20 protein-coding genes are annotated in these 15609 nt (G+C 43.1%); 5 read left to right on the forward strand and 15 right to left on the reverse strand.

Going from position 1 to position 15609, the window contains the following annotated elements; all coding sequences use genetic code 11:
- Window positions 1-37: 37 nt before the first annotated feature.
- A complete protein-coding gene (locus RAC86_RS23625) occupies window positions 38-172 on the forward strand; it encodes a YqzM family protein (RefSeq protein ID WP_003229983.1) in 135 nt (44 codons plus the stop codon).
- A gap of 39 nt (window positions 173-211) precedes the next feature.
- Here the strand turns inward: RAC86_RS23625 and RAC86_RS23630 are convergent, their stop codons facing one another.
- The 3 genes from RAC86_RS23630 to comEA form a co-directional block, all read right to left on the reverse strand.
- Entirely contained in the window at window positions 212-2542 is a 2331-nt protein-coding gene (locus RAC86_RS23630) for a DNA internalization-related competence protein ComEC/Rec2 (RefSeq protein WP_377886076.1), read from the reverse strand.
- Between the two features lie 3 nt (window positions 2543-2545).
- A complete protein-coding gene (locus tag RAC86_RS23635; RefSeq protein WP_003229978.1) occupies window positions 2546-3115 on the reverse strand; it encodes a ComE operon protein 2 in 570 nt (189 codons plus the stop codon).
- Between the two features lie 66 nt (window positions 3116-3181).
- Window positions 3182-3799, reverse strand: a complete 618-nt coding sequence (gene comEA, locus RAC86_RS23640; RefSeq protein ID WP_326145878.1) for a competence protein ComEA — start codon at window positions 3797-3799, stop codon at window positions 3182-3184.
- 83 nt (window positions 3800-3882) lie between these two features.
- On the opposite strand from comEA, the gene comER reads away from it, so the two are divergent.
- Complete coding sequence (comER, locus tag RAC86_RS23645; RefSeq protein WP_014480313.1) at window positions 3883-4704, forward strand: late competence protein ComER; 822 nt, start codon at window positions 3883-3885, stop codon at window positions 4702-4704.
- A 65-nt stretch (window positions 4705-4769) separates the two neighbouring features.
- Here comER and RAC86_RS23650 read toward each other — a convergent pair whose 3' ends face one another.
- From RAC86_RS23650 to RAC86_RS23685, 8 genes are read right to left on the reverse strand one after another with little or no spacing between them, the layout of a single operon-like run.
- Window positions 4770-5513 (reverse strand): class I SAM-dependent DNA methyltransferase, encoded by a 744-nt coding sequence (locus RAC86_RS23650; protein WP_033884459.1) that lies wholly within the window; start codon window positions 5511-5513, stop codon window positions 4770-4772.
- Window positions 5510-5866: a ribosome silencing factor gene (gene rsfS, locus RAC86_RS23655; RefSeq protein ID WP_041333759.1), complete on the reverse strand. Its 357-nt coding sequence runs from the start codon at window positions 5864-5866 to the stop codon at window positions 5510-5512. Before rsfS ends, RAC86_RS23650 begins: the two co-directional genes overlap by 4 nt.
- A gap of 17 nt (window positions 5867-5883) precedes the next feature.
- Entirely contained in the window at window positions 5884-6444 is a 561-nt protein-coding gene (yqeK, locus tag RAC86_RS23660) for a bis(5'-nucleosyl)-tetraphosphatase (symmetrical) YqeK (RefSeq protein WP_014480316.1), read from the reverse strand.
- Window positions 6434-7003, reverse strand: a complete 570-nt coding sequence (locus RAC86_RS23665) for a nicotinate-nucleotide adenylyltransferase (protein WP_021480066.1) — start codon at window positions 7001-7003, stop codon at window positions 6434-6436. Before RAC86_RS23665 ends, yqeK begins: the two co-directional genes overlap by 11 nt.
- Before the next feature lie 11 nt (window positions 7004-7014).
- Entirely contained in the window at window positions 7015-7305 is a 291-nt protein-coding gene (gene yhbY / locus RAC86_RS23670; RefSeq protein WP_003226133.1) for a ribosome assembly RNA-binding protein YhbY, read from the reverse strand.
- Complete coding sequence (gene aroE / locus RAC86_RS23675; RefSeq protein WP_377886077.1) at window positions 7299-8141, reverse strand: shikimate dehydrogenase; 843 nt, start codon at window positions 8139-8141, stop codon at window positions 7299-7301. The genes yhbY and aroE overlap by 7 nt, the downstream gene beginning before the upstream one ends.
- Window positions 8142-8158: 17 nt before the next feature.
- Window positions 8159-9259: a ribosome biogenesis GTPase YqeH gene (gene yqeH / locus RAC86_RS23680; protein ID WP_003229966.1), complete on the reverse strand. Its 1101-nt coding sequence runs from the start codon at window positions 9257-9259 to the stop codon at window positions 8159-8161.
- 3 nt (window positions 9260-9262) lie between these two features.
- Window positions 9263-9781, reverse strand: coding sequence for a YqeG family HAD IIIA-type phosphatase (locus RAC86_RS23685; protein ID WP_003226126.1), 519 nt, complete (start codon window positions 9779-9781; stop codon window positions 9263-9265).
- Window positions 9782-10142: 361 nt separating this feature from the next.
- On the opposite strand from RAC86_RS23685, the gene sda reads away from it, so the two are divergent.
- Window positions 10143-10283: a sporulation histidine kinase inhibitor Sda gene (gene sda, locus RAC86_RS23690; protein WP_003226124.1), complete on the forward strand. Its 141-nt coding sequence runs from the start codon at window positions 10143-10145 to the stop codon at window positions 10281-10283.
- Window positions 10284-10588: 305 nt separating this feature from the next.
- Here the strand turns inward: sda and RAC86_RS23695 are convergent, their stop codons facing one another.
- Both RAC86_RS23695 and cwlH read right to left on the reverse strand, forming a co-directional pair.
- A complete protein-coding gene (locus RAC86_RS23695; protein WP_029317882.1) occupies window positions 10589-11320 on the reverse strand; it encodes an SGNH/GDSL hydrolase family protein in 732 nt (243 codons plus the stop codon).
- A 251-nt stretch (window positions 11321-11571) separates the two neighbouring features.
- Complete coding sequence (gene cwlH, locus RAC86_RS23700; RefSeq protein WP_377886078.1) at window positions 11572-12324, reverse strand: N-acetylmuramoyl-L-alanine amidase CwlH; 753 nt, start codon at window positions 12322-12324, stop codon at window positions 11572-11574.
- Between the two features lie 186 nt (window positions 12325-12510).
- On the opposite strand from cwlH, the gene RAC86_RS23705 reads away from it, so the two are divergent.
- Window positions 12511-13137 (forward strand): TVP38/TMEM64 family protein, encoded by a 627-nt coding sequence (locus tag RAC86_RS23705; protein ID WP_038429330.1) that lies wholly within the window; start codon window positions 12511-12513, stop codon window positions 13135-13137.
- 18 nt (window positions 13138-13155) lie between these two features.
- On the opposite strand, the gene gnd is transcribed toward RAC86_RS23705, so the two are convergent.
- Window positions 13156-14049, reverse strand: coding sequence for a phosphogluconate dehydrogenase (NAD(+)-dependent, decarboxylating) (gnd, locus tag RAC86_RS23710; RefSeq protein ID WP_163138265.1), 894 nt, complete (start codon window positions 14047-14049; stop codon window positions 13156-13158).
- A gap of 251 nt (window positions 14050-14300) precedes the next feature.
- Between gnd and RAC86_RS23715 the strand changes: the two genes are divergently transcribed.
- On the forward strand, window positions 14301-15023 hold the full coding sequence (locus RAC86_RS23715) for a YqeB family protein (protein WP_010886572.1): 723 nt from the start codon (window positions 14301-14303) through the stop codon (window positions 15021-15023).
- A 32-nt stretch (window positions 15024-15055) separates the two neighbouring features.
- Here the strand turns inward: RAC86_RS23715 and nucB are convergent, their stop codons facing one another.
- Window positions 15056-15466: a sporulation-specific Dnase NucB gene (gene nucB, locus RAC86_RS23720; protein WP_009967785.1), complete on the reverse strand. Its 411-nt coding sequence runs from the start codon at window positions 15464-15466 to the stop codon at window positions 15056-15058.
- Window positions 15467-15609 lie beyond the last annotated feature (143 nt).

The following is a 15609-nucleotide window of genomic DNA, read 5'->3' on the forward strand; positions in this document are numbered from 1 at the left end:
AATTCCATTATACTTAAGTCAGTCAGGAGGGATAAAGTTGAATGATTTTGAAAAAAACGTTCAAAGCAAACGAAATGATGCTGTAGATTCAGCTGTTGGTTTTGTTGTGTCCTTCGGATTTTTCGCCTTCTTGTTTGTCATGGCAACGGTTATTCACCTAGTTGGTTCATAACAGCGACTGCCCGGGCTGCTGATTTCTCGGCAGTCTTTTTTAGTTCGTCTCTGTTATATCTGATGTATCATATGGAGGATAGACAGAAAAGGTTCCAACTCTGTTTTTGTATCTATATTGGATCGTTCCGTTTTGATCTGTTCGCAGCACGCGGATAGAATGTCTCTGTAATAGTTGCAGAACTTTTTGATGAGGATGATGGTACCGATTGTTTTTCCCGGCTGAGATAATGGCCGTTTTCGGCTGAAGCTGTTGGATGAATTCTTCACCGGTAGAGCCTTTGCTCCCATGGTGCCCCACCTTTAAGACATCTGCTTTAATATTTGGAAACACGTCCATCACCTCCTGTTCCCCTTCTTTCTCCAGATCACCCGTCAAAATCCAGCTCAGAACGCCCGTCTCCATCCACAGAACGAGAGAGGAATTATTTTTGCTTGACGGATCAGGTGTTTCAGGTGACAGTACATGGAACTGCAAATCCTTTATTTGCAATACATCGCCTCGCTTCACCTCTTCAATTGTCACTCCCTCTTCTCTGGCTGTCTGCAGCACTTTCTCATCTTTAGGTTCAGAAACGAACCCTTTCGGAATCACGAGGCGCTTTACTTTATGATGCTTCAGCAGAGTCTCCGCCTCTCCGATATGATCTTGGTCAGCGTGCGTCAGAATTAAAGCGTCAAGCTGTTTGATTCCCTTAACAGTTAAAAACGGAATCAGCACCTTTTCCCCCAGTGAAAACGGATGCTGTTTTTCGCGCCAAGGCTCTGACGAGTAAGACAAAGTGCCGCCGGTATCAATTAAGACACGACCCCGCTGATGCGGAGCACCTACAAACATGCTGTCACCCTGTCCAATATCTATCATATCCACTTCTCCTTCGGAACTAAGACACGGATATATAAAGAGCAGAAACAGCACCGTGCAGCAAATGCCTCCGGTTACCATCAACTGCGACAAGGAGCGTTTTTCAATCGCCATAAGCAATAGGATGATCGTGACCGTGAATAAAAAAAGCAAAACAGGTGCAGGATGTGCGATCATAATCGTGAACACATCAACATCTGCAATGTTTGTGATTAGCCTATTGGTCCAGCTTATCAATAAATCAAACCAACTGAAAAACAATCTCCCAAACGAAGCGGAAAGACTTAATAGAAGAACACCTGCTACAGCTCCCGGCAAAATACAGAAGGTATAAAATGGTACCATCAACATATTCATCGGTACGCTGATGATAGAAAACTGATGAAAATGATATAGAAGAATCGGAAGCGAGCCCAGCTGAGCGATGAGTGATACAATTGTCAGCTGCCCCAAGGAGGTTTTAACCTGATGAAAAATAGAAGAGGATAGAATTAAAGAAAAACTGACGGCGAACGATAGCTGAAAACCGGCTTCAAAGAGATGATAAGGATTGAAGAGCAGAAGGACGATGTATGAAAGGCAAATTGCAGTTGCAGAGTGGACACGCCATTTGACAAGGCTTCCAGCTAAGTAAACACCCGACATGAGAGCGGCGCGTAGCACTGAAGGAGCAGCGCCGGTCAACATCACATAGAGCGGCAGAAATAACAGCAACAGAATTGACGCCTTTTCTCTAGTTATACCAAGGCGAATCATGATATAAAACAAACCTGCTGTCAAAATCCCCACGTGGAGCCCTGATATTGCCAAGAGATGGACAACACCAAGCTTTTGATACGCGGTAAGCACTTCATCCTCCACATAAAATCTGTCACCAACTGTAAGTGCCTGTACAATCCCTGCCGAATCAGGAGGCAAAAGGCTGTTTGTGAATGATATGATATGTTTTCTCAAGCTGAGCACCTTGTACTTAAAATTTTCAGGTTCGCTGCAGTTTTGGATAGACGTGACAGAGTAGTTCCAATGAATATGCTGCCGATAAAGATACTCGTTATAATCAAATGCACCCGGCACAGTTGCGTGATTCGGTTCTTCCAATGTACCAGTCAACTCACATGACATTCCTGGTTCTATGTATAACAGCTGTTCTTTTTCACCAGCAGACTGAATGCGATACGCAGCAGCCCATTTTTCCTTATCAGGTGTCTCAACCATCATAGACATACGGTCGCCGTCAATTTTGGGAATAGTGTCAATCACTGCCTTGAATTGATAGGTTCCCTGCCGATAGGAAGAGACATTCTGAGAATCTGTGACTGCATACAGTACAAAAAACAATATAAAAGAGAAGAAACAAACAATAATGAGAAAAGCGTGCCTCGTTTTGATTAAAATGATGAGGAGAAAGAGGATGAAAAGAAAAATAGCGGGGAAATAAGCGGCGGCAGTAATTCCAGCCGTTGCCGAAGCTGCCGCCATAGGCAATAATAAGCGCGAATTACGCATTCATCACACGTAGCTCGTGAAAAGTGTATTCGCCTGTTCATGTATCTTTTTCAATTCTTCCTCCGCTAAACCGGCATCGGCCAATTTCCCTATAAGACCCGCTACAAATGAAAGCTTTTCCCTGTTTTTCAGATCAACGATCATTTCATCGAGTTCAACCTGTTCAACTGTTACACCCGCCTGTTCAAATAATTCCTGCGCATACGGATGTGTTTTGTAATCCTCAGCATAATAAACCGTTTTGATACCCGCTTGAATAATAGATTTGCAGCATTGAATGCACGGATAATGCGTCACATAAATCTCGGCTCCATCAGTCGGCACCCCAAACTTAGAGCATTGAAGAATCGCATTCATTTCAGCGTGAATGGTTCTTGCGCAATGATCATCTATCATTAAGCATCCTTCATCTGCACAATGTACGCCGCCCGCGATTGACCCATTGTAGCCTCCTGCTATCATGCGTTTGTCTCTGACTATAGTAGCGCCGACAGATAATCTCGGACATGTGCTGCGCAGCGCCAATAAATGGCTTTGAGCCATAAAGTATTGATTCCATGAAATTCGTTCCACGTTGTTCCCTCCAAATGTTGTGTTGCCTGACCTTTAGTTTACCTATCATAATGCATGACCGTCAAATCACTTTACTGTAATGGAAGACTTTATTTTCTCAAATGACTTTTCACCTATTCCTGAAACCTTAGTGATATCTTCAATTGTTTGGAAACGCCCGTTTTCTTCCCGGTATGCAATAATAGCTTCTGCTTTGGATGGCCCCACCCCTGAGATGCCTTGTAACTCCTCTAAGGTTGCTGTATTGATATTCACCAGCGCTCCCTTCCCTCCATCGCTTTGGACAGACCCTCCGGTACCTTGCTGCACTGCTGTTTCCTCTCCCTTTTTCGGGATGTACACCACTGTCCCGTCCTGAAGAACCTCGGCCAAATTTACTTGCGCTTCGTCTGCTTGTTCACTGGTCCCGCCCGCTTTCTCAATTGCCTGAGATACTCTGTCCCCTGTTCGCATTTCATAAACGCCAGGATGCTGAACAGCACCTTTGATGTCTATCACAATTGTTTCGTTTGACTCGTCGTTGTTTGCTTCCTGCTTTACCACTGTATTTTCTGTCTCTGTTGGTACAGCTTGCTTCACCGGCTCTTTATTTTTCCCTGTGGCCAGAAAGATCATAATCGCTGTGAAAACAGCCGCAGAAGCCGCTAAAATAATTGCTTTCTTATGCTGATTCAACCAATTCATCGTGCATGTTCCCCGCTTTCGTCATATTTTATTTTCATAACACATATGGTTTAGAGGATAATAGCTCAAAGGAGGGGAAACCATTGAAGATAGGCTTTATCGGCACAGGAAATATGGGCACGATCCTTATCGAATCATTTATTGAATCAAAAGCAGCCGATCCCTCAAACATGACAATCACAAACCGCACAATTGAAAAAGCGTTGCACATAAAAAACCGCTACAACAGCATAAACGTTACCGAAAGTCTCGAAAAGCTCGTTTCTGAAAACGAGATGATTTTTATTTGTGTTAAGCCGCTTGATATATATCCTTTACTGGCAAGAGCGTTACCTTATTTAAGAAAAGATCATATTCTCATCTCAATTACAAGCCCCGTTCAAACCGAACAGCTCGAACAATATGTGCCGTGTCAAGTGGCTCGAGTGATCCCAAGTATTACGAACAGAGCGCTGGCAGGTGTTTCTCTCGTCACTTTCGGCACAAGCTGCGGCGAATCTGCAAAAACGAAAATCAATGAGCTGATGCAGCATATCTCTCATCCGCTGCAAATTGAAAGTGACATCACCAGGGTTGCATCAGACATCGTAAGCTGCGGCCCCGCTTTTATGAGCTATCTGATTCAGCGGTTTATAGATGCAGCTGTTTCGGAAACATCAGTGTCTAAACAGGACGCGATTTTGATGTGTAAGGAAATGCTTGTCGGAATGGGAAAACTGTTAGAAACCGAATTGTATACCCTGCCTGCATTACAGGAAAAGGTTTGCGTTAAAGGCGGTGTAACAGGAGAAGGCATTAAAGCGCTGGAAAGCGGTGTGCAGGATATGTTTCACCGGGTATTTCAAAATACTCATATGAAGTACGAGGAGGATATTTCCGCAGTGAAAAAGCAGTTTCATGTGTAGACGAGTATGTCATACGTTCGTCTGTACTGCAAAAGCATAAAAAAGCATTTTAAAAAACCATCGTTTTAGGAAACGATGGTTTTTGATTTCTGCGCCTTGAAAAAGAGGCGTTCTGATTGTGCTGATGGCTCGGTATCCGTAAAATCAGCTGTCACGCGATGGAGCTGAAAGCCGCAGTTCTTAAGCATTTCTTCGTATTCTTCCACCGGGAACGTTCTTTGCTCGTGTGTCTCATCAAAACGATCATACGCTTCTCCGTTCCACACAAAAAACGACATATCATGAATGACAGAAAGCTCGCCACTTCCGGCAAAGCTCTGCCAAATATAGCTGATATCTTCGTCCTGGTCAGCAAATGTGCTATCCGGAAAGACTTCCGCAATTTTAAAAGATGAATGAACATCAAACAGCAGGATGCCTTCAGGCTTTAATACCCGAAAAACACTTTTAAAGGTTTCGATCACATCATTTTTTGTTTTTAAATAATTTAATGAGTCACAGCATATCACAACAGCGTCAAATTGACCGTCAAAGCCGGTAATCTCTCTCATATCCTGCTGAAGAAATAAAATAGGCTGGCTACTCGATACCTTTTGCTGGGCGAAAGAAAGCATCTCTTCGCTGAGATCGATGCCTGTAACCTCGAAGCCTTTTTCGGCAAGCCGGATGGAGATTTCCCCCGTGCCGCATGCCAGATCGAGAATACGGCCTTTTTCCGGGAGAGATGCTTCAATCCATTTTGTCCATTGATCGTAAGGCGCGTGTGACATTAACTCGTCATACACGCTTGCAAAGCCTTGATAAATCATTGATTCATTCCAAGATCAAGATCTGCGAGCGGAGCGTCTCCCCACAGCTTTTCAAGGTTGTAGTAGCTTCTTTCATCCTTGTGGAAGACATGGACAATTACATCGCCTAGATCAACGAGAACCCATCTTGCTTCATCAAAGCCTTCCATCTTTTTGACTTGAATGCCGTTTTCATCAGCCTGATCCTTGATTTCACGGGCAATCGCCTGTACCTGTTTATCTGAATTTCCGTGGCAGATCAGAAAATAATCAGCAACCAGAGAAATACCTTCCATATCCAGTGCTAAAATATCCTCTGCCCGTTTATCGTCGCAAGCCGCAGCTGCGATCTTTAAAATGGACTTATGGTTCATTCACAAATTCCTCCTGTTCAGCTGCCAGACACAAGCCAGTTATACGTTAAAAATGTGTCTGGAAAAACCGGTTGATTTTTTTTCATAAGAAAAACCATTGTATTTTTAATGGACTGAATCAGCGCTTGATTCAAATCTGTCTCAGCAAGCTTACGCACCTCATCGACACCGGGAAATGCCCGGTTTGGCTCAATGTAATCGGCAACGTAAATGACTTTTTCTAAAAGTGTCATGCCGGGGCGCCCTGAGGTATGATACCTAATGGCGTCAAGAATGTCTTCATCTTGAACCCCTGCCTCTCTTTGGACCAAATAAGCGCCGACCGGAGCGTGCCAGAGCTCCGGATTATGATCCAATAAATGCGCAGGCATTTTTTCACGCGCAATAATTTGTTTCATTTCTTCTTTCGGGCGGAATTTGGCGTAATCATGAAAGATTGCCGCTGTTTCCGCTTTTTTAGAATCGGCTCCAAAACGCTCCGCAAGTTCGATCGCCGTGTTCATCACGCCAACCGTATGGATATATCGGTGTTCGGTCAATTGCTGCTTCACGCATGCAAGTGCCTCCTCACGATTCATATAAACCATTCTCCTCTACATACTTCTTCACTTTATCAGGGATTAAGTAGTCAGTGGGCTTCTTGCTTTTAAACCGTTCCCTTATCATAGTTGATGATACCTCAAATTCCGGAACGTCTGCAAAGAGAAGCGGATAAGGGGTTTCAACATGAAAACCGGGGCGCTTTACTCCAATAAATTGAATGAGGTTCAGCAGCTCGTCCAGCTTATACCATTTCGGCAAATATTCAACCATATCAGCGCCGATAATAAAGAACAGCTGATCATTTGGATAACGCTGCTTCAGTAAAGAAACGGTATCAAAGGTATATGATGGCCCTTCTCTTTCCATTTCAACAAGCTCCAGCTTAAAGGACGGATTAGATTGAATTGCAAGCTTTAGCATTTCCACGCGATGAAAGCTGTCGGTATAGTCTTCGTTCTGTTTATGCGGCGGAATTTGATTAGGCATAAACCAAATTTCATCAAGCCCCGCCTGGTACAGCACCTCATTCGCCATTAAGAGGTGACCATTATGCGGAGGGTCAAACGTGCCTCCGAAAATTCCGATTTTCTTCATTTCAACCACCTTTAAGGAAGCTCGATTTGTTTATTTTCCTTTGATTCCTTATATAAGACAATCGTATTGCCGATTGTCTGCACCAATTGAGAGCGGCTTCCTTTTACAAGAGCTTCCGCTACATCGTTTTTATCCTCTTCGCAATTCTGAAGCACGCTGACTTTAATCAGCTCTCTCGCTTCAAGCGCCTCAGCAATTTGTTTAATCATGTTGTCGTTTACTCCGCCTTTACCTACTTGAAAAATCGGCGTTAAATGATGCGCTTTTGAACGCAAAAAACGTTTTTGTTTACCTGTTAACATTCTGTTCCTCCTAATTTTCCTATTACAATAGATCTCATTTTTTCAATATCAGGCTCTTGTCCAGTCCACAATTGGAAAGACAATGCTGCCTGTTCAACAAACATGCCCACACCATCGAGTGTTTTCAAGCCTTTTTGGCTTGCTTCTTTTAAAAGGGCCGTCTGTATTGGATTATACACGATATCACATACGACGGCACTGCTCGCGGCACGCTGTAATGAAAGCGGCACATCGTCCACGTTCGGATACATGCCCACAGACGTTGTATGGATGATAACATCATACTGCTCAAGACGTTCTTCTGCTTCTTTTATGCTTAATACTTCTTTATTGTGAAACGAGGGAGTATCTTCTGTAAGCCGCTTTGCTTTTTCTAACGTCCGGTTGCAAATGTCAAATTTTTTCGGGGTATTTCGGACAATTGTTGTAAAAATGGCTCTCGCCGCTCCGCCAGCGCCGATCATTAAGAATGACAGTTCAGAGATGGGCTTGTCTAATACCTTCATTAATGACTTCACGAAGCCTTCCCCATCGGTATTGTATCCGACAAGCTTATCTCCCTCTCTTCTGACCGTGTTTACGGCACCGAGCACTTTTGCACTCTCATCAATATGATCCAAATAATCCATAATGGAAACCTTGTGCGGAACAGTCACATTGATTCCTTGTACGCCTAGAGCTCTTATTCCTTTTACCGCATCCTCCAGATCATTCTCTTCTACCTTGAAGGCATGATAATGTCCGTCAAGCCCGAGGTCTTTCAATGATGCGTTATGAATATCAGGTGACATAGAATGGCCAATCGGATTTCCGATAACCCCGTACAGCTTTTTCATACTCCTCTCCCCTTTTCTTAAATTAATGAACGCCGAACAAATACATGAACGCCTTTTGGCGCGTATGCAGTTACCTTTTTATCAGCGTCATGGACAGTAACCCAGCCTAACCCAGAGAAAACGATATCTGTCTTTTTGTCTTTTATCGTAAACGTATGGGCGACCAATTCCGGAAACTCATCCATTTCATCTTTACCCGGAGGTGTGAGCAATTCCCCTGCATGCTTTTCATAAAGCGCGTCTGCATTTTCAAGTTTTGTTCTATGAATCATCAGCTCATTCGGCATATAGCAAATAAAAGGAGATCTTTCCCCAGACACATAATCAAACCTTGCAAGTCCGCCAAAATACAGTGTTTGCTGATCATTAAGCTGGAATGTGCGAGGCTTCAGCTCCTTTTTAGGAGATAATATTTTAAGATCCTTTTTATTGACATAATGCGCCATTTGATGGTTGTTGATAATTCCCGGTGTATCATAAAGCGATGAACCGTCATCCAGCGGGATTTCAATCGCATCAAGGGTTGTGCCAGGAAATTGGGATGTTGTAATAATATCTTCTTCACCTGACACTTCTTTAATAATCCGGTTAATAAAGGTTGACTTTCCTACATTTGTACATCCAACAACATAGACGTCTTTTCCGTTGCGGTAATGCTCAATCGCGTCAATTACTTCTCTTATTCCCTGGCCGCGTCCCGCACTGACCAAAAATACGTCAACCGGTTTTAAGCCAAGCTCTTTCGCTTCACGCTTCATCCATTGGATCAGACGCTCTCTTTTCAGTGACTTAGGCAAAATATCCGCTTTATTGCCAACTAATAAGATAGGGTTTCCCCCCACCAAGCGCTGCAGCCCATTAATCCAGCTGCCGTTAAAATCAAAAATATCAACAATTTTTACGACAAGAGAGTCCGTTTCTCCAATACCGTGAAGAATGTTTAAAAAATCATCATCAGTTAAGGAGACATCTTGTATTTCATTATAGTTTTTCAGTCTGAAGCAACGCTGGCAAATCACATTTTCTTTCGTAAGTGATGCAGGCGGCGCGTACCCCAAACCTGTTTTGTCCTCGGTTTGGATCGTAACTCCGCACCCGATACAAACAACCTTTTCCATTTCTTACTCCTCCCACTGAATGTGCCCTTTTCGTTTGAGAGCACTCAGTATTCTGCGTTCGACCTGGCGGTTAAAGCGCGTAATGAATCCGTCAGAGGAAGCGACTGGCACGACCAAAATCGTATGGTAGCCGTTTCGGTTTCCCCCGAGTACATCGGTCAGCAGCTGGTCTCCGATGACAACGCAGTCCTCTTTTTTCAGCTCCATATTGCGCACCGCTCTATTAAAGGCTTTACCCATCGGTTTTCTTGCTTTATAGATGAATGGGATTCCAAGCGGTTCTGAGAAAAGTTTCACTCTTCTTTCGTTATTATTAGAGACAATTGTCACTTTAATGCCGTGTTCCTTCATTTCTTCAAACCACTCGATCAATCGCGGCGTCGCGTTCGGCCTGTCCCATTCAACAAGCGTATTATCCAGATCAGTAATAATTCCTTTTACATTTCGTTCCTTTAATTTCTCAGGTGTAATATGAAAAATATTTTTTACAAACTCGTCAGGTAAAAAAAACTTTTTTAACAAAACCCGCACCCTTCCCTTTTTCTTTCTTTCAAAATGATTGTCGAAAAAAATCGAACTTGCGCCTAAAGAAAAACTGAGCAAAAAAATTTCGACAAAAATTGGGTTTCTTCACCAGGTGTGGATAAATTTACACACACTATCCACTCTTATTACATCACTCTTTAGACAAATTATAAACACGATACTCACAAGTTATCCACTTTTTGGTGTGGATAACAGAACGATTGTTCTTATATGCATTTCATGGTAGATTAAAGATAACTTCAACCTCAGATGAACGCAACTTATCATTGTATGCGTTAAAATCATGAATGATTCCAACTTTTAAGGAGGTGCCTCTCCCATTAATTGGGTTCCTAGCATGAGAAAACTGTCTGATGAATTACTAATAGAATCTTATTTCAAAGCCACCGAAATGAATTTAAACCGTGACTTTATCGAGTTAATTGAAAACGAAATAAAAAGAAGATCGCTCGGACATATTATTTCCGTATCTTCTTAATAGGAATTTGTCTATTTTTTCCGGGCGTATTTCCTTTTTTTACTCAGATGACTGATATTATATCACTTTGGCTGCGCGCTTTACTACTACTTTCAGCAAAAAACACCCCTAAAAAGAGGTGTTTTAAAGGGCCGGTTATTATGCTAACCAGTATATGCCGCCCACAACCAGGAGAACAACAACTAAAACAACAATAAAAGCGTATCCATATGCTCTGCCTGCCCAATACATGTGAAGCGCCTCCTTAATAAGGTTTTATAACAGCCTATGTAGGAGAAATAAATCGGACTAGGCGGTTGTCCGGCTCAACGCTGCAGGATCTGCCCATCTTGTATTCCTTCATATACGATCCTTGCCCCTTTAGGTGTCATATGATTTCCAGAAGGATCTATTAAACCAGATTGGATAAGCGCTTCATCAGTTGCTTTTCCGCCGTCTGCTTCTATAAAATGCTTCCAGTTATCTACAAGAGGGACATCCAGGCGCTTCGACACATCTCTTGTAATATCGTTATATGAGTTGTGCCATTTCCTTGCTCCGCCTTTTGGTTCAAAAGCAGCTGCTTGATATCTGGAATAGTAAAACAGATGATGCTTCCCATTACCTTCTATAATTGGGATACACGTCATTAAGATAGGCTTGATTCCGTGTTTTCTGCTTTCTTTAATAAAATAAACCAGATTTTCTCTAAAACGCTGCTTCGACACTCTCGGTTTCCCCTCAGTCAGTATGGCAGCGTCATTGGTGCCGAACATAATAAACAAATACTTCGGTTTTTGATCCAGCACATCTGTCTGAAATCGGAGACGGGCATCCTCTGTCGTCTGTCCGCCGATTCCCGCATTGAGTATATCAAGGTTACCGCGCTCAGCTGTTTTTAATATATTGACCCACTGCTGTGCTTTTGGATAATCGCGATAATCCCAATTAGAGCCACGCGTATTGCTGTCACCAAATGCTACAACGTCTTCGTATCCCCTTCCCTCGCATCCTGCTGTAACGAACAGCAGAAGGAAAAGGATGATAAAATGTTTCATCTTTACACCCCCAAAAGCCTCACCTTAATGTTATACCTCTGTTTCTCTTCGTTCAATGAAGAGTTTTTCGCTATCACTGTTTTTTCCTATAGTTAACGTGTCCCCCTCAGTGAATATCATTCTGCTTTCATTGCGGCGCAGCTGATGATTTTTTAAAATTCCCTTCTTTCCAATCTGAAAAACACACAAACCAAAGAAAAGAAAATAACCTGAATCCGCACTGGAAACAGGTTATCCGTTAAATCCTGCATTTACTTTAACTTCGATTTAAGCTTGGCCTTTGTTTTTGGCCCATAAATCCCGTCTGCAGTTAATCCGTTCATGAGCTGAAAACGCTTGACGGCATTCGCTGTTTTCGGTCCGTAAACTCCATCTATGCCATTGTTTTTGGCTCCCTTATCAGGGTAAAAGTGAAGTGCAGCTAAAGCCTTTTGCAGCTGGAGAATGTTTGTGCCCTTTCGATAAGGCGAAGTGAGCTTTATAACCCCAGACGGCAGAGGATATGATGGTGAAGTTTCTTTTGGAGGTGTATCCGAGGAAGAAATTCCGTTTATAAAAGAGTTCCAGTGGTCCAAGAGTTTCCGCGGACATTCTTTCCCGGACCATTTTTTGTGGGGAACAACACGATGTAACGGAATATTGCTTTCCTTCATCAGCTTTCTGATCAGCCACTGGGCATTTGATGTTGCTTTTTCAAAATCGCCGTCAGCATTTTCGCAGATTTCAATCCCGATCGATTTGCGGTTTCCTGTCCCGTTTGTACCGTCTCCCGCATGCCAGCCGTTTTCATCTATCGGGAGATGCTGATAAATGACTGAATCGTCAACTGTAAAATGCCAGCTTTCGGATGTGCTCGGGTTTTTCACAAAATTGGCGTGCATTTTCGCATCAGCGCCTTTTGCTGTATTCGCTGTATTATGCACCGTAATATAAGCAGGCGTCATCGAATAGCCAGGACGATTATTATTTGATAGCGGTATAAAATCCTTTTTTATGGTTACCATTTCTATCCCTCCCTATTATTAAGAATGCAGAAAACAGAGAGATGGACAGCCTTTTTTATGAGGTAAAAAAGAATTGTGTTCTTAACCTGGTTTTCAGTTGAACAGCTGAAATGGCACCAGTTATACTAATTTAGATGACGGAGGTTTTGGCTCCTGACATCACCTAAGTTGGGAGTGACCATAGACATGTTAAAAAAAGTAATAGGTATACTTGTGATTATCGCTATCATTGCAGTCGGTTTTTTTCAGAAAGAAGCTTGGCTTGATGCAATCAAAGCAGGAGGGATGTTTTCCGTTTTATTTAGTATGCTGCTGATTGCTGCCGATGTTTTTTTCCCAATAGTGCCGTTTGCTTTGGTTGCTGCTTTAAATGGCGCAGTGTTCGGGACTGCAAATGGAATTTGGATTACACTGACCGGCTCAATGCTTGGTACAATATTGCTGTTTTTTCTCGCCAGGTACAGTTTTAGAGATTGGGCCAGAAAAAAAGTTCAGGCCTATCCTGCCATACAAAGCTACGAGGCTTCCTTCAACAAAAACGCTTTTACCGCTGTTTTATTAGGAAGGCTGATACCTGTCATACCTTCACTTGTAATGAACGTGATCTGCGGGCTGAGCCAGGTTCGCTGGCATGTTTTTTTCTTTGCGTCTTTAATAGGGAAAATCCCCAATATTGTTGTTGTCACTATTGCAGGTGCCAATTTCACCAGCAATAAATTATTGTCTATCAGCATTTACGGTACATATATTCTGATCATCATGCTGGTCATTTATAAAAAGTTCCCTCATCTTCTGAAGGTGCCAAAAAAATAAGGAGGCTTGTTGGCCCCCTTACTTTTTTTCTGTCGCATGGCCTCCAAATTCATTTCGAAGCGCAGCAACCACCTTTCCTGTAAACGTATCGTCTGTTAACGAACGGTATCTCATCATCAGTGACATGGCGATGACCGGCGTTGCCGTCTGCAGATCAAGCGCGGTTTCCACCGTCCATTTTCCTTCACCTGAGGAATGCATAATGCCCTTGATCTGATCCAGTTTCGCATCCTTAGAGAAAGCTCGCTCAGTCAGTCCCATAAGCCAAGAACGAATGACAGAACCATGATTCCACACTCTGGCAACCTTCTCGTAGTCAAAATCAAATTGGCTGTTTTCAAGCACTTCGAATCCTTCACCAATCGCGGCCATCATTCCATACTCAATTCCATTATGGATCATTTTTAAAAAATGTCCGCTTCCCGCTTCACCAGCGTATAGATAACCATTTTCGACGGCAGTATCACGAAAAAGCGGTTCCACAATCTCCCATGCTTCATGATCGCCCCCCACCATAAAACAGGCTCCATGCCGTGCGCCTTCCATTCCGCCCGACGTTCCGGCATCGAGATAATGGATACCCGCTTCTTTCATTTGATTGTAGCGGCGAATTGATTCTTTATAATGAGAGTTTCCAGCTTCGATAATCATATCGCCTTTACTTAATAAAGGTGATACATCACGCAAAACAGCATCGACAATGCCATGCGGTACCATAACCCATAGGATACGCGGCGGGTCTAATAAAGAAATGAACTCTTTAAGATTCGTTGTCCCCTCAGCCCCGTATGCTTTCAGTTCATCAACAGCCGCTTGATTTACATCATATCCAACCGCTTGATGATTGCGGTCAATGAATTGCTTTCCTATGTTTATGCCCATTTTCCCTAAGCCGATTAATCCAATTTTCATATCTGTTCCTCCTGATTGTCTAAAAAGCCTTTACTCTTTATGTTCCCTTTGGATTGTATTGTGATACGCAGAAAACAAATGGGGCTTACATCGTCTGCGCATGTAAATTTTATTTTTCATGACTGACTGTGCCTGCCAGTTCTATTACTGAATCTCTTTATATCCATAATTATCACTTTATCCTTGATTTACCATCAGTTTAAGTTAAAATATGGGAAGGTATTCGATTTTTTTAGTAAAAAGAAGGTGACATGTTGCAGAATCAATCTCATACTCTTATCGGAGTTACGAAAACCGCTGTATTCTTTTTATACGCTGCACTTGCAATCATCGGTTTTGCAATCGGGTATTTTATTCCGCAGATTGCGAAATGGGCATTATCCCTCCCCTGGATCCCTCTTGAAGGACCACTTCGGCTCATTACCTCTTTTCAGGGATCTACAGCTTCATTTATCACTGCTCTTCTCGGTATGTGTGCGGGGATTTGGTTCGCTCATTCTGTTATTGCAATGCTGCTATCTGTCAAAATTACAGATCACACAGTGGAATTCATCAAAGGAAAAAAAGTGCAAACAATTCATTCCGATGACATCGCTCTTGTATTTATGGATCACAAACGGCTTGTCCTCCTGGGAACAGCCGGATATGAATTGGTACGGGAAGAAATTGATGAAAAACCAGTAAACGTTGAGAAGGCCTTTAGACAGCATCATTACGAATGGGCAACAGATGGTGATCCGTTTAAAGATCAATTTCGCCGATGGATTCCTGATGCACCAGACCTATCGCAAGGCGCCCATGCCTTATTAAAAGCTCGTCACAAAGCGCTGCAGGACGAAGAAAAAGACGATATTGAAGAATTCCGTCTCGAACTGGCACAGCTGGGCATCGTTGTACGGGACGAAGGCACACGCCAATATTGGCGAAAAGCAGAAACCTATCCCCCGAAAATTCAGCTCGGCGAAGGATTGTAACAACAGAGGCTCAAGAAAGAGCCTCTTCTTTATTACTGCACAATAAACAGCACTCTGGTGCCGTCAGGATAGCTGCTCATTTGATTCCCTACCCACGAGCCGGCGCCGCGATTATCAGAAGGCGTCACATATCGGACATCAGCCCCTGCGCCGCCTTCCTCGCAGACCGCCATCGGCCACTCATCCCGGTCATAGCCCGGCTTGGTCGGGATTCCCTTTAAAGATTCCTCCCGCCTTTTGTCTGCTCCATCTCTGTCAATGGTACAAATATCTGGATGTCCCTCTGCAATCGCATCCCTAATATGACTGCCGGTTTCCGGATAACGAGACAGCGGAAAATATAACACTTTGTCATACGAAGATGCGCCTTGGATCTGCTGCGGAACCATTAAACAAAGAAGAACTGCTGCAGCAAGAAACAGGCCTGCCATCCATTTTTTCATTCCCATCCCCCCATACCTTTGTTCATTTCAATGTATGGGCGCTTGATGAATAATATTTTTAACATTTGAAGTTAGTATGCTGCTTACCAAAGCCGGACTCCCCCGCGAGAAATTTCCCGGTACAGACACAGACAGCCTCCCGG

The organism is Bacillus sp. LR_5, from assembly GCF_042709275.1.